14 protein-coding genes and 1 pseudogene are annotated in these 13591 nt (G+C 32.9%); 13 read left to right on the forward strand and 2 right to left on the reverse strand.

Annotation, left to right across the window (positions count from 1 at the left end; genetic code table 11):
- Nucleotides 1-102 precede the first annotated feature (102 nt).
- The 3 genes from DN393_RS12430 to DN393_RS12440 all read left to right on the forward strand — a co-directional run bounded on the left by DN393_RS12430 (nucleotide 103) and on the right by DN393_RS12440 (nucleotide 4114).
- Nucleotides 103-750, forward strand: coding sequence for a response regulator transcription factor (locus DN393_RS12430; protein ID WP_098102871.1), 648 nt, complete (start codon nucleotides 103-105; stop codon nucleotides 748-750).
- Entirely contained in the window at nucleotides 743-2119 is a 1377-nt protein-coding gene (locus DN393_RS12435) for a sensor histidine kinase (RefSeq protein WP_098102870.1), read from the forward strand. The genes DN393_RS12430 and DN393_RS12435 overlap by 8 nt, the downstream gene beginning before the upstream one ends.
- A 201-nt stretch (nucleotides 2120-2320) precedes the next feature.
- Complete coding sequence (locus tag DN393_RS12440; protein ID WP_149173542.1) at nucleotides 2321-4114, forward strand: Xaa-Pro dipeptidyl-peptidase; 1794 nt, start codon at nucleotides 2321-2323, stop codon at nucleotides 4112-4114.
- A gap of 62 nt (nucleotides 4115-4176) precedes the next feature.
- On the opposite strand, the gene DN393_RS12445 is transcribed toward DN393_RS12440, so the two are convergent.
- Nucleotides 4177-4458: a hypothetical protein gene (locus DN393_RS12445; protein ID WP_098102868.1), complete on the reverse strand. Its 282-nt coding sequence runs from the start codon at nucleotides 4456-4458 to the stop codon at nucleotides 4177-4179.
- Between the two features lie 194 nt (nucleotides 4459-4652).
- Between DN393_RS12445 and DN393_RS12450 the strand changes: the two genes are divergently transcribed.
- The 3 genes from DN393_RS12450 to DN393_RS12460 all read left to right on the forward strand — a co-directional run bounded on the left by DN393_RS12450 (nucleotide 4653) and on the right by DN393_RS12460 (nucleotide 6488).
- Nucleotides 4653-5417: a class I SAM-dependent methyltransferase gene (locus tag DN393_RS12450; RefSeq protein WP_064475539.1), complete on the forward strand. Its 765-nt coding sequence runs from the start codon at nucleotides 4653-4655 to the stop codon at nucleotides 5415-5417.
- A 202-nt stretch (nucleotides 5418-5619) separates the two neighbouring features.
- A complete protein-coding gene (locus tag DN393_RS12455; RefSeq protein ID WP_064475538.1) occupies nucleotides 5620-5883 on the forward strand; it encodes a hypothetical protein in 264 nt (87 codons plus the stop codon).
- A gap of 374 nt (nucleotides 5884-6257) precedes the next feature.
- Nucleotides 6258-6488, forward strand: a complete 231-nt coding sequence (locus DN393_RS12460; protein ID WP_000789031.1) for a hypothetical protein — start codon at nucleotides 6258-6260, stop codon at nucleotides 6486-6488.
- 260 nt (nucleotides 6489-6748) lie between these two features.
- On the opposite strand, the gene DN393_RS12465 is transcribed toward DN393_RS12460, so the two are convergent.
- On the reverse strand, nucleotides 6749-7180 hold the full coding sequence (locus DN393_RS12465; protein WP_064475537.1) for a cytidine deaminase: 432 nt from the start codon (nucleotides 7178-7180) through the stop codon (nucleotides 6749-6751).
- Between the two features lie 174 nt (nucleotides 7181-7354).
- Here DN393_RS12465 and DN393_RS31945 point away from each other — a divergent pair.
- The 7 genes and pseudogenes from DN393_RS31945 to DN393_RS12505 all read left to right on the forward strand — a co-directional run.
- Nucleotides 7355-7441: pseudogene (locus tag DN393_RS31945) on the forward strand (ankyrin repeat domain-containing protein); the annotation flags it as partial.
- Nucleotides 7438-8028: a DJ-1/PfpI family protein gene (locus DN393_RS12475; RefSeq protein WP_098112140.1), complete on the forward strand. Its 591-nt coding sequence runs from the start codon at nucleotides 7438-7440 to the stop codon at nucleotides 8026-8028. The pseudogene DN393_RS31945 and the gene DN393_RS12475, both read left to right, overlap by 4 nt.
- Before the next feature lie 394 nt (nucleotides 8029-8422).
- The gene (locus tag DN393_RS12480; protein WP_064475535.1) at nucleotides 8423-8779 is read left to right on the forward strand and encodes an FtsB family cell division protein; all 357 of its coding nucleotides are present in this window, start codon (nucleotides 8423-8425) and stop codon (nucleotides 8777-8779) included.
- 259 nt (nucleotides 8780-9038) lie between these two features.
- On the forward strand, nucleotides 9039-9365 hold the full coding sequence (locus DN393_RS12490; RefSeq protein ID WP_064475534.1) for a DUF3870 domain-containing protein: 327 nt from the start codon (nucleotides 9039-9041) through the stop codon (nucleotides 9363-9365).
- Between the two features lie 154 nt (nucleotides 9366-9519).
- Nucleotides 9520-10581: a dipeptide epimerase gene (locus DN393_RS12495; protein WP_142315085.1), complete on the forward strand. Its 1062-nt coding sequence runs from the start codon at nucleotides 9520-9522 to the stop codon at nucleotides 10579-10581.
- 39 nt (nucleotides 10582-10620) lie between these two features.
- Nucleotides 10621-11622 (forward strand): C40 family peptidase, encoded by a 1002-nt coding sequence (locus DN393_RS12500; protein ID WP_149173543.1) that lies wholly within the window; start codon nucleotides 10621-10623, stop codon nucleotides 11620-11622.
- Between the two features lie 20 nt (nucleotides 11623-11642).
- Nucleotides 11643-13265: a peptide ABC transporter substrate-binding protein gene (locus tag DN393_RS12505; protein WP_149173544.1), complete on the forward strand. Its 1623-nt coding sequence runs from the start codon at nucleotides 11643-11645 to the stop codon at nucleotides 13263-13265.
- Nucleotides 13266-13591: the final 326 nt, after the last annotated feature.

The following is a 13591-nucleotide window of genomic DNA, read 5'->3' on the forward strand; positions in this document are numbered from 1 at the left end:
ACTATACCCTTAAAAAGTTTAAATATTTTTCTGTCACATTTATGTAACAAAGAAGTTATATAATACAATTGGTTTTTGTTTAAAAGCAATGGAGGATAATGTATGAAAGTATTAATAGCAGATGATGAACAAGATATGTTAAGGATTTTAAAAGCTTATTTCGAGAAAGAAGGCTTCGAAGTTTTATTAGCGAAAGATGGAGAAGAAGCACTTCAAATATTTTATGATGAAAAAATTGATTTAGCTGTTTTAGACTGGATGATGCCGAAACATAGTGGTATTACTGTTTGTCAGGAAATAAAAAAGAACTCAAGCGTTAAAGTATTAATGCTTACGGCGAAAAGTGAAAGCGAAGACGAATTAGCGGCGCTTCAAAGTGGTGCAGATGAGTACGTAAAAAAACCATTTCATCCAGGCGTATTAATAACTAGGGCGAAAAAGCTTATACAGCATAATGATGTCATTCAAGTTCAAGATTTGAAAATAGATTTCACTAAAAATAAAGTTTATAAAAATGACAAAGAGTTAGATATTACAAAAACAGAGCTAGAATTAATAAAATGTTTTTTAAATCATAAAGGCATGATTTTAACTCGTAAAAAATTGTTAGATATCGTATGGGGATTTGACTATTTTGGAGAAGAGCGAACTGTTGATACACATGTAAGAAGATTACGTAAAAAAGTAGGAGAAAATATTATAAAGACGCATCGTGGTTTAGGATATAGTTTGGAGGAGCAGAGTGAATAAACTTGGAAAAAAGCTATTTCTCAGCATTTCTTTAACTGTTATTCTTATTTTTACAATCTCTTTATTATTAATTAACTATCTTTTACCGAAATATAATATTTACAAAACGCGAGAAAGTTTAGAAGGTATTACAGCACAAATACAGTCCATACCGAGCAAACAACTGGATGAAGCAATTACTAGTATTGAAAATAAAGGAAATGTTACGATTGCGTATACATTGATTAACAATTCGGAAGATCAAATTAATGATGAGTTACGTATGCAACTTACAAGGAAAAGGGTTGCCCTTAATAAACTTTGGATTACAAAAGAAGAAGTAATGAAAGTAAAGAACTTCGGGCAAGCGAATAAAATATATGATCAAGAAAAGATTAAATCTAGTTTTTTTGTGAAATACATTGCGAAAGACGATATGTTAATTTTGGTAGGAGTTTCGATCGCAAATTCTAATGAAGTAATAAAAACGTTAAATTCATTTTATTTTTATATTTTTGGCATTACGATTTTTCTCATTATCGTACTTGTATGGATACTTTCAACAACAATCACCAGACCATTGAAAGAATTAAGTAATGTTGCAGAAGATATTTCAAATTTGAAATTTGAACGAGCGAAAGTGAAAACAAATGATGAAATAGGGGACTTAGCTAATAGTATTAATATTATGAGTGAGAAACTACATGAAGCGCATGAAGATTTAACAGATCGAAATGAACATTTAAAACGATTTATGGGTGATGTGACGCATGAATTAAAAACTCCAATCGCATTAGTGAAAGCATATTCTATGGGAATAAAAGATGGTTTAGATGATGGTACATACATAGATACAATCATAAAACAAACTGATCACATCTCAAACCTAATTGAAGAGTTATTACGATTTTCTAAACTAGAAAGAGATGTTTTAGAAAAAGAAGAATTCGATATTAAATCACTAGTACAAAGTATATTAGATAAGCATAAGATTGAACTGGAATCGAAAGAAATTAATTTGCATGTGAACTATAATGTTGGCGATGCAGTTGTTTATGCTGATGTAAATAAAATGAGAATGGTGTTTCAAAATTTAATATCTAATGCGATAAAATATACAGCAAATCAAAATATAAAAATTACTTTAGAAAATCGAAATGAAAATATATATTTTCAAATTCAAAATGGTATGAACACTGAGCAAATGAAAGATATCGATAAAATTTGGGAACCTTTTTACGTCTTAGAATCTTCTCGCAGTAAAGACCATTCAGGTACAGGATTAGGTTTAGCGATCGTAAAAAGCATTTTAGAAAGACATGGTTTTGACTATGGAGTATCTACTATAGATGGAGAAATACGATTTTATATTGATATGAAGAATGTTTAATTCAATACTATTAGAAGCATCGTCTATTATTAGGCGATGTTTTTTATTGATTATATGAGAGCAGTAAATCATAAAATATAAACTCGAAAGCTCGTTTGAAGAGTGTTATACAAATTTTTCAAGTTGTTGCATAAAATATAAACTGAATTTTCTGTAATTTTAGTGTATAGTAAAAGGAGAAATATATGGGGAGGGAAGGGTATGGGGAAAAAGAAAATAGCAGCACTATCAGCAATATTATCTTTATCAATTACGTCAGGAGTTTCTAGTATGACTGCGTATGCAGACAGTAAAGAAACAAACTACATAAATGAGAATGATGTGAAGTTAAATGGAAATGTTTCAGAAGCGGTACGTTCAAACACGAAGATAGAATTAGAAAATGGAATGACAAAACCGATTTATTCGCTTGATGAAGCAATTATTGAAAATTTATTTGTAGAAACAGAAGTTGATAGTGATCGAGATGGAAAAAAGGATCGTGTATCAGTAAAAGTTATGCGTCCAAAAACTGATTCGAATGTGAAAGTTCCCGTTATTTATGAAATGAGTCCATATCGATCTGGCTTAAAAGATGTTCCTGTATATAATGTAGATGAAGAATTGTATGCGTATGAAGGGAAACCGTATGGAGCTGTTAATCTTGGTTCATACGGAAATTATTATGTGCCAAGAGGCTATGCAGTCATTTTAGGTGAAAGTATTGGAACTGGTAAATCAGATGGATGTCCGACTACTGGGGATGAGCAAGAAATATTAGGGACGAAATCGGTCATTGATTGGGCGAATGGACGTGCGAAAGCGTATACAGAAAATGGTGAGGAAGTTAAGGCTGATTGGTCTACAGGAAATGTAGGTATGACAGGAGTTTCTTATAATGGTACGTTACCGAATGCTGTAGCGACGACTGGTGTTGAAGGTTTAAAAACAATTATTCCAATCGCAGCGATTAGTAGTTGGTATGATTATTATCGTGCAAACGGTGCAGTCATTGCGCCAGGTGGATACCAAGGAGAAGATACTGATAATATGGCAGAAGCAGTTCTAACAAGAGAAAATCCTGAAGTTTGCGGACAAGTAATAAAAGAGTTAACAGCTGGACAAGACCGAAAAACTGGTAATTATAATGATTTTTGGGATAAACGTAATTATGTAAAAGATGCTAAAAATGTAAAAGCAAGCGTATTTGTTGTTCATGGTTTAAATGATTGGAATGTAAAGACGAAGCAGTTCGCGCAATGGTGGGATGCACTTGGAGAAAATAATGTTCCTCGTAAAATGTGGTTACATCAGGGTGGACATGGTGAAACATCAACGAATGACTGGCAAAGAACACAAAATAAATGGCTCGATTATTGGTTGTATGGAATTGAAAATGGAATTATGAATGAACCAATGGTTGATGTTCAACGTGAAAATAAAACTTGGGATAAAATAAAAAATTGGCCGGATCCAGCAGCTGTACCGTCAAAAGTTCGTATGTATTTAAGTAACAAAGCAGTTAATTTGCCATTAAGTATGGGCTCTGCAAATAAAGTTTTCTCATTCGTAGATGATGCAAAAATGAAATCAAATCAATTAATAGCAAACCCAGAATTAGAAGTAGCCAATCGATTAGTGTATACAATGCCTGTACTTCAAAAAGATACGCGTATAAGCGGTACACCAAAGATTTCAATTAGAGGAAATATTGATCGATCTGTATCAAATTTAACTGCTTTACTTGTTGATTATGGTGGAGCAAAGCCGGAAATTGTAACGAGAGGCTGGATGGATCCACAAAACTTAAAGAGTATAGAAAATTCAACAGCGATTCAACCGGGCAAAGATTATACATTTACATGGGATATGCAGCCTGATGATTATGTATTTAAAGCGGGGCATCAAATAGGGGTCATTTTAATCGCTAGTGACTATGATTATACAATTAGACCGAAAGCGGGCACGAAGCTTACAGTAAAATTAAGTGAAGTAACATTGCCGATTGTGAAATAAATAGTTATGAATAAAGAGCTTACTGCATAGTAAGCTCTTTAAACTTTGAAATGGGGAGTTTATTATGAATTTTTATTAGTAGATACAAAAATGCTTACAACAAATAAAAAAATTGCATTCATGATCAATAGACCACTAAAGGTAAGCCCAGCAAAACCTCCAGCGAATCCATCTCCTACTTTTTCACCAATTACGTGCAAAGTGGCGAAGAAAACAACGGGAGAAGAAAGTATGAAAATACCACTGGCTATTTTCCATATTCGTTGATATTTCTTTGCTATAAAGAAAATCAGTGTATTAAAAGTGATAAGAAGAAAAATAAATCCAATTAATGAATTCATCATATCCTCCTTTCAATATAATTCTGAATTTTCATATGTTCATTTTGAATGGAATATTATACAATATAATTATATTGTATGGAAAGCGAGTGATATATTATGACAGTCAGCTCTTTCGAATTTTTATTAAAAATAAAGGTGCAGGAAGATTAATTGAGTTAAAATCTTCCGTACGTATAAAACGGAGGAGAAAATAAATGTTTAGTTTTTATAGTACACTTTGCACGGAACTTTATGATTACACAAAGCCTGTCGGGTATTCTTTAAATGGTGATATTGAGTATTACGAAGAACGTTTAAAAAATGGTAGAGGAAGAATTCTCGAAGCGGCAGTCGGATCAGGGCGTGTTATCATCCCACTTCTTGAAGCTGGTTTTAAAGTGGATGGGATTGACTATTCACCTGAAATGCTAGAATCGTGCCGTATACGATGTAATGAGAGAGGCTTACATCCTCATTTGTATGAAGGAAGTTTACAACAATTTTCACTGCCGCATAAATATGAGGCAATTATCATTCCTACTGGATCCTTTTGTTTAATTGAAAATCGTGCGGATTCTATAAACGCATTGAAATGTTTTTATGAACACCTTAATCCAGGCGGGCGTTTAATCGTAGATATTATGCTTCCGCATGACTGGAAGACTGGAGAGATTCATACATCGACCTTTTCTTTGCCAAGCGGAGACGGAATTACATTAGAAAATAAATCAATTGAAATAGATTGGTTGAACCAAGTTACTCTATCATATTTAAAATATGAAAAATGGAGTAAGGGACAGTTAGTACAATCAGAACTGCAACGCTTTGCGGTGCGCTGGTATGGAATAGACGAGTTTAAACTTCTGTTAGAAAGTATAGGTTTCTCTAACATTACTTGCTCGGCTGACTATGTTTATGAAAATGAACCGTCAAATGCAAATCAAATGTTTACTTTTGAAGCTATGCGAAATGAAAAATAAAGAATTATTTATGAAAATAAGGCAATCGATACTGTATCGATTGCCTTATTTCAATTGTATATTACTTACATGTTATTACGTTTTCATTGTCCAAGCATTTTTCTACTACCTACATATACTATTTATATTAAAGACAGTTACTATTTTAAATAGAATCGTTATTTTTTGTAAATGATATTTTGGAGAATTAGGGGGATAAATTTTGGGAAACGAAGCACAAGATAGAGTTGAAAATCAAGTGTATTCCAATCGTGTATTAAGATCAGAATTTGATGCGAATTGGGAAACGTGTATATCAAAAAGTGGTTATGTAATTTATGTAGCAACAAGTAACAATGCTGAAGTAATAGTACTTCTTGCAGATGGTTCAAGTAAATTACTGATTTTTGAAAAAGGCGGTAAAGTAGTAGTAGGTGGCGGTGGTACAAGTCATTACAGTAAGCCGCATATTGCAAGAAATATTTAAGGTAGAACATGATAATTGAGAAGAAGCTGGAAAACGGTTAGTCATTCATGTTTAGAGCATAATAGACTAACCGTTTTTTATTTATTTAAATCAATTTAGAATAGGTTAATTTAATACAAATACATCTGTATGACCAGCAAAAATTAGGAGGAAATTGTACGGATAAGAATTCGAAATATAATGTAAGTTTGGAAGAAATATATAAGAAATTTTAAAAAGTATTTCCTATTTCGGGAAATGCTTTTTCTATGTTATAGTATAATAGTGTTTCGAAATGATGTTATTTTAATATACTTCAAATCTTGTTGTGTATTATTTTTATATTAAATTAGTTGTGCAAGTATTTTTTTATATAAGGAGTAACAATTAGAGAAATGAAAAATATAGACTTTATACTAGAAAGTGATGAGGCATTAAAACCGTCTGAACGATTAGTACTATTATTATTAGAGAAGCATAGAATGTTATATACGAACGATCTATTGGCATTATCTAATTTATCATATAAAACATTAACAGATTCATTAACGGCCCTTGTTTTAAAATCATATGTGTTAAAGGAAACTGGTAAGGGAAGAAGACAGAATTGTTATAGATTGGTATGATAAGACTGCTGATTTTAGAGGGTCCATATTGATTTTTTTCAAATGTAAGGAGAAATTATATTTTTACTTTCAAATGAAAAACGAACCGCGATACGTACTTAAATATTTGTATTTCATTTTTGTTAATGTTAATTTCATAATTATCGAAAATAGAAAAATAAAATAAACTGCATAAAAAAGAAATAAAAAAACAATCCGTTTTTAAAATGGATTGTTTTTTATTGGAATAATATTATTTGATATGTTGAAAGTATGAATGATTATTCTACTTCACTTGTATACTTTTCAGGTAATAATTCCATTACGTTACATTTTACAAGTTCACCATTATAAGAAAGTATAACGTTCGTATTTTTTCCGTAATCACTTATTAATTCTCGACACATACCACATGGAGCAACAACCCAACATTTTTCTATGTCTTTATGAGGGTGCGGGTGAGCAACTGCTACAATGGTATCAAATTCATAATCGCCTTCTGAAATAGATTTTCCAATCGCCATTGCTTCACCACATACTGTTATCCTTCCAACATTCGCTTCAACATGCACTGCTGCATAAATATTACCTGTTTTAGTTCTTACAGCTGAACCGATATGATGACGGCCATATTTATATTTTTTTTCAATTACTTTTTTAGCAGCTGTAATTAAATCATAGTCTTCATTATTTAAATGCATTACTTGTAACATATCATATGTTATCCTCCGTATTAAACATGATCATAGTTATTTTGACAGGAAATTTTAACATTTAAAACAAAAGATGGGAATTAGATAGATAATATTATTATGTAAACTTTAGTTTTAACAGGAAAATATCATAATCAATAGAACATATAGAAGAAGGGATACTTAAATATTTTGAAAGATGGGGGAACAGCATTTCATATTGCATTAGCAAAAGGACATGATCACCTTTTACATTATTTAAAACAGGAAGTGAACGTATGATAAATAAATGGAGTGTAGGCATATTTTTATTTAACGAGGTAGAAGTGTTAGACTTTGCTGGGCCATTTGAAGTTTTTTCTGTAACCGAAGCGGATGAAGAAAAACCATTTACTGTCTATACAGTTAGCCAAAATGGAGAAATGATTACAGCAAGAAACGGATTAAAGGTACTGCCGGATTATAGTATTGAAGATTTACCATCAGTTGATATTTTAATCATTCCAGGTGGTAAAGGAGTTCGGGAAAATGAAGTGAAAAATGATATTATAATAAATTGGGTCCGTCAGCAAATGAAAGAAGTAAAGCTAATGACTTCAGTTTGTACGGGTGCGCTATTACTTGCGAAAGCCGGTTTACTGGAAGGCTTAAAAGCAACAACGCATTGGGCTAGTATTCAAACCTTCAAAAAAGATTTTCCGAATGTAGAAGTAATGGAGAATGTGAAATTTGTAGATGAAGGACACATTATTACATCTGCAGGTATTTCAGCTGGTATTAACATGTCATTTCATATCGTGAAAAATTTGTTAGGTGAGGAGAATGCTGAGAATACGGCAAAAAGCATGGAATATGAAATTGAATTGTAAAATAAAAAAGCCCAATTGGGGCTTTTTTATTTAGTAAAGTTTCTTAACAGGTGATCTATGCTCAAAGTCTTAGTTCTAAAACAGTAATTCCAGTTTTATCGAATATACGATAATTTATCTTTTCCCTCCTTGTAAGCATGTTATAACAAGGAGAAATTTTGTGTGTGAAAAAACTCTTCTACAATAGTAGAAAAAGAATAACAGAAACTACTATTTTATGGCAGCATACATAAAAAAATGCAATGTAAATATGGAAATGTCGTCGAATGCTATCTTTAATTGGTTAATTTGTGAGATATTTTTGTGAAGGAGCTTATTTTATAAGAATAGAATTAAAGTTAGTAAGGGATTATGCCGAGGGTAGTGAAAATATATGTGTTAGGGGGATTTCATAATGAGGAAACTCAAGCGAATAAATGTTCCTAATATAGAAGAGCAACTATCACAGCCTAATGAGAAGCGAGCAATTAATAAGAAAAAACTAAGACGATTTATATTCATGTTTATATTTATTGTGGCGGCTACTTTGTACCTTCAATTTATTTTAACGAAACAACAAGAAATAATCGTAGAAAAAAAAGATACAATAACGAATCAAAAAAAACAATTGGTTTCTTTAAAGAAAAATCAGGCTTCTTTAAAGACTAACATAGAAAATTTAACAGACGATGAGGAAGAAATTTTGAAGTTTGCGAGAAAAGAATATCAGTTTTCTAAGTCAAATGAAACTATATTTGTGTTGCCGAAGTAGTGTAATAGAACAGTTAGCGATAGCTAACTGTTTTTTCATGTATGAATGGCATGGTACAAGAAACAATCACATATTGTAAACATGAAGAGTTTGAGCTGTTTTTATAGTTATGGAATATATACCGAAATAAATGTTGTTAAAATTCTGTTAATTATATTATAATACAAGGTAAGCGGATACATTTTTTAATCAACGTTGAGTTTATCACTCATGCGACTATTAAGAAAACCGTTATCCCGTATTAGAAAGGAAGATAGCTGTGTACGCTTCAAATACAATTTATGTCGTAGGGGATGCGAAAGCACCTCAAAATAATCCCATTACCGAAAAGTTTAAAAGCTATTTTGTAGCGTTTGTACTTGTTAAGGAGACTGGGGAAATTGTAGATGCAGATTGCTCAGCGACAATTGCATTAACATCTCAATTCGTTAAATATTTGTTTCTACATAAAAATATTAATGACCCACTATTAGTAACAGAAATAAAAAATAGATACTTCGGTTCGTCTCAAAAAGCACTACTTGTAGCGTTAAAAGATGCGCGGAAAAAATATAATCAAATCGCTGCTTTGTCTACACATTCCTAGACAAAATCCAGCCGTAAGAATCTTCTTATGGCTGGATTTTTTTATTTCACATTAACCTCCTACATGAAAAGCAAGCAAAGGAGGAGATGAATTGTACGTAAAAACATAATTTATTTTTAAATAGTAAGGTTCCACTTTGTTAGACAACGAAAGGATGAACAATATGAAAATCACTGATGTAAAAGTAAATCGTAGACGTGTTAATCTTCACACACCGTTTAAAACAGCGCTTCGTACCGTAACTGAAATAGAAAGTTTAGATGTATATATTCATACTGATGAAGGAATTGTTGGCAAGGGGGCTGCAACCGCAACACCCGTTATTACAGGTGATTTCGCTAACGGGATTGAAGAAGCAATAATTGGGCCGATGCGTTCCTGTTTAATTGGTCAAGATATCATTCAATTTCAGCAGTTACTACAGCACATTCAGATGAGTTGTATTGGAAACCCAAGTGCGAAAGCGGCGGTAGATATTGCTTTATATGATGTGTATTGTCAACACCAAAACGTTCCACTTTACGCATTATTAGGCGGGAAGAAAGATATTCATACAGATATTACGGTGAGTGTAGATGAGCCTTTTATTATGGCGAAAGAGGCAAAGCAACATGTAGAAAAAGGATTTCAAATTTTAAAAATTAAAGTGGGAAAATCTGCTCCTTTAGACTTAGAACGTATTGAAGCGATTCGAAATAGCGTACCAAAAAATACGACGTTACGATTAGATGCAAATCAAGGGTGGAATCCAAAAGAAGCGGTTACGATCATTAAAGAGATGGAAAATCGCAATTTAAATATTGAATTTATTGAACAACCTGTTCATGCGAAAGATTGGGATGGATTAAAGTACGTCAAAGATCATGTGCAAACGCCCATTATGGCAGATGAAAGCATATTTTCAGCGAGTGATGCATTGAAAATTGTTCAAGGAGGATATGCAGACTTAATCAATATTAAATTAATGAAATGTGGTGGTATACGTGAAGCGTGGCGTATTGCCGATATTGCTGAAACAGCTGGTGTGAAATGTATGGTCGGAAGTATGATGGAATCCTCACTTTCTGTTAGTGCTGTAGCCCATTTAGCTGCTGCACATCCTAATATTCATTACTTCGATTTGGATGCACCACTTTGGTTAATGGAAGAACCGGAAGGAATGACTTATGCGGGATCAAAGGTAAACCTTCAATCAACAGTGAATAGTAAATCTTAGGAGAAGAGACAAGTAAACTATCTTTTAAGGGGGATATGTATGAAAAAAGTAGGAACTGCATTTTTAACAACTTTATTTATATTTTCATCGTTTACATCAGTACATGCTGAAGAAAAGAAAGATAGTAAGGCGTTTATCGATGTATCTGCCGCAACACTTTGGACTGCACCTGATTCATTACGACCAATTGATGCACCGAGTGCTACAAATCCAGTTGATTTGTGGAAGTGGACGAAATCGATGACGCTTGATGAGAAACTTTGGTTAACAAATGCAAATAAATTAGAAACGCAAGCGCTATTAGGTCAAGAAGTAACGGTTGTTGATAAAAAAGGGGACTGGGTGAAAGTGCTAGTTCACGGTCAGCCAACACCGCGAAATGAAGAAGGCTACCCAGGGTGGATGCTTGAAAAACAGTTAACATATAATCAAGAATTTGCAGATAAAACAAATGAACCTTTCGTATTAGTAACGAAACCGACAGCCATTTTATATATAAATCCTTCTGAAAAACATAAATCGCTTGAAGTGAGTTATAATACGCGACTGCCGCTACTTAGTGAAGATACGATTTCATATCGCGTGTTGTTACCAAACGGACAGAAAGCTTGGCTACGAAAAAATGATGGAACGGTTTACCGTTCTCAAAATGATATTCCAACTCCGGCGGCCGATGATTTAATAAACACAGGGAAAATGTTTTTAGGATTACCGTATATATGGGCTGGTACAAGTGGTTTCGGATTTGATTGCTCTGGATTTACACATACGATTTATAAATCGCACGGTATTACAATTCCGCGAGATTCAGGTCCGCAATCGAGAAATGGAGTTGCAGTTGATAAAGAACATTTACAAAAAGGAGATTTAATCTTCTTTGCACATGATCAAGGAAAAGGCAGTGTTCATCATGTGGGGATGTATATTGGTGACGGAAATATGATTCACTCGCCGAGAGCTGAAAGATCAGTAGAGATTATACCGCTTAATACACCAGGATATATAGAAGAATACGCTGGTGCTCGTCGTTACTTACCATAAAAAGTAGAGGGGGTTTTCAAATGAAAAAAGTTGTTCGTTACTCATTAGTTAGTACTTTATTAGCCTCTTCATTTTTAGTTGGCTGCGCAAAAGAAAAAACAACGACAAAGCCGAAAGATGAGAAAAAAGTATTACAGTTATTAGAAACAGGTGAAATTCTGTCTTTACATTCAGGGAAAGTAACAGATGCGGTATCGTTTAACGTTTTAAATAACGTAATGGAAGGATTATTCCGTTTATCGAAAAATGATGAAGTGATTGAAGCTGGAGCACAAAAATATGAAGTGAGTCAAGATGGGAAAACATATACATTCCACTTACGTGATGCGAAATGGTCTAACGGAGATCCAGTAACAGCACAAGATTACGTATACGCTTGGAAGCAGCTTATTAATCCAGATACAGCTTCTCAATATGCATACATTGCGTACGATGTGAAAAATGCGGAGAAAATAAATAAAAAACAACTAGGGTTAGAGGAATTAGGAGTAAAAGCAAAGGATGATAAAACGTTCGTTGTAGAGTTAGAACATCCTGTACCGTATTTTACAAAACTACTTATTTTACCGTCCTTCTATCCAATTAACGAAAAATATGCGAAAGAACAAGGTGATAAATACGGATTAGAAGCAAATAAAGCGGTATATAACGGGCCATTTACATTATCGGAGTGGAAGCATGAAGCGAGTTTTACAATGAAGAAAAACGATAAGTATTGGGATAAAAAAGAAGTGAAGCTAGATGAAATAAACTATCAAATTGTAAAGGAAATTTCAACTGCGGTAAATTTATATGAAACAGATAAAGTGGATAGAGCTGTCATTTCTAAAGAATTCGTCGATAAATATAAAAATAATAAAGAGCTAAAACAATATACAGATCCGGTTATGTACTTCTTCCGATTCAATGAAAATGTACCTATTCTTAAAAATAAAAACGCAAGGCTTGCGCTAAGTACAGTGTTTGATAAGAAAGGACTTGCGAATTCATTTTTAAATGATGGTTCGGTTGCTGCTAACTATTACGTACCAAAAGGATTTTTAAAAGGTCCAGATAAAAAAGATTTTAGAAGTACAGCAGGTGAGTTTAATAAAACTGATGTAAAACAGGCGAAAGAATATTGGGAAAAGGCGAAGCAAGAGACTGGTACAAATGAAGTGACGCTTGAGTTATTAAACTATGACTTAGAAAACTTCAAAAAAGTAGGAGAATACATTAAAGAAGAGCTAGAGAAAAACTTACCAGGCTTAAAGGTAAATGTAAAATTACAACCACATACGCAAAAACTGGCGTTAGAGAAGAAGAAGGAATATGAAATGTCATTATCACGCTGGTTACCAGATTATCCAGATCCAATGACTTATTTAGAAGTATTCCTTTCTGGAAGCAGTGTGAACAATACAGAATATGCAAACCCAGATTACGATGCGTTAATTAAGAAGATTAAAACAGAATTAGGTAATGATGAAAAAGCTCGTTGGAAAGCAATGCAAGATGCTGAGAAAATATTACTCGATGATGCAGTAATTGCACCGGTATTCCAGCGCGGATTATCATACTTACAAAAGCCGCATGTGAAAGATTTATATGTACATCAATTCGGTCCAGCTACAAGTTTAAAATGGGCAGATGTGCAGAAATAAAATTATGGAGAAACAGACTTCACGTATGTGATTGTCTGTTTTTTTGTACAGTTTCAAATGTATAGACATTTTATATATTTTTTCATGTCTTAAAAATAAAATTATTAGTAAAATTTCAGTGTGAAATTCATGTAGAATCTTGTATAATTAACGTGTTTCTATGGAAACATTTTCTTGTGCTATTTATATAGGACTTAATAGAACAAGGAAAGAAATACATACATGTATATAATAGATAAATAGAATGGAACATGTAAAGAGAAAAAGGAGAGAAATGATGGCGTGTCAAAAACAAGGGTTACAATTTAATAGCGATAGAAAGAGGA

This window comes from Bacillus sp. BPN334, assembly GCF_008368885.1.
Lineage (GTDB): Bacteria > Bacillota > Bacilli > Bacillales > Bacillaceae_G > Bacillus_A > Bacillus_A wiedmannii.

What these genes read in the sequence shown, in the direction of transcription:
- DN393_RS12430 (WP_098102871.1), top strand. Translation starts at nt 103, where the DNA reads ATGAAAGTATTAATAGCAGATGATGAACAAGATATGTTAAGGATTTTA.
- DN393_RS12440 (WP_149173542.1), top strand. Translation starts at nt 2,321, where the DNA reads ATGGGGAAAAAGAAAATAGCAGCACTATCAGCAATATTATCTTTATCA.
- DN393_RS12445 (WP_098102868.1), bottom strand. Translation starts at nt 4,458, where the DNA reads ATGATGAATTCATTAATTGGATTTATTTTTCTTCTTATCACTTTTAAT.
- DN393_RS12450 (WP_064475539.1), top strand. Translation starts at nt 4,653, where the DNA reads ATGTTTAGTTTTTATAGTACACTTTGCACGGAACTTTATGATTACACA.
- DN393_RS12460 (WP_000789031.1), top strand. Translation starts at nt 6,258, where the DNA reads ATGAAAAATATAGACTTTATACTAGAAAGTGATGAGGCATTAAAACCG.
- DN393_RS12465 (WP_064475537.1), bottom strand. Translation starts at nt 7,180, where the DNA reads ATGTTACAAGTAATGCATTTAAATAATGAAGACTATGATTTAATTACA.
- DN393_RS12475 (WP_098112140.1), top strand. Translation starts at nt 7,438, where the DNA reads ATGATAAATAAATGGAGTGTAGGCATATTTTTATTTAACGAGGTAGAA.
- DN393_RS12480 (WP_064475535.1), top strand. Translation starts at nt 8,423, where the DNA reads ATGAGGAAACTCAAGCGAATAAATGTTCCTAATATAGAAGAGCAACTA.
- DN393_RS12495 (WP_142315085.1), top strand. Translation starts at nt 9,520, where the DNA reads ATGAACAATATGAAAATCACTGATGTAAAAGTAAATCGTAGACGTGTT.
- DN393_RS12500 (WP_149173543.1), top strand. Translation starts at nt 10,621, where the DNA reads ATGAAAAAAGTAGGAACTGCATTTTTAACAACTTTATTTATATTTTCA.
- DN393_RS12505 (WP_149173544.1), top strand. Translation starts at nt 11,643, where the DNA reads ATGAAAAAAGTTGTTCGTTACTCATTAGTTAGTACTTTATTAGCCTCT.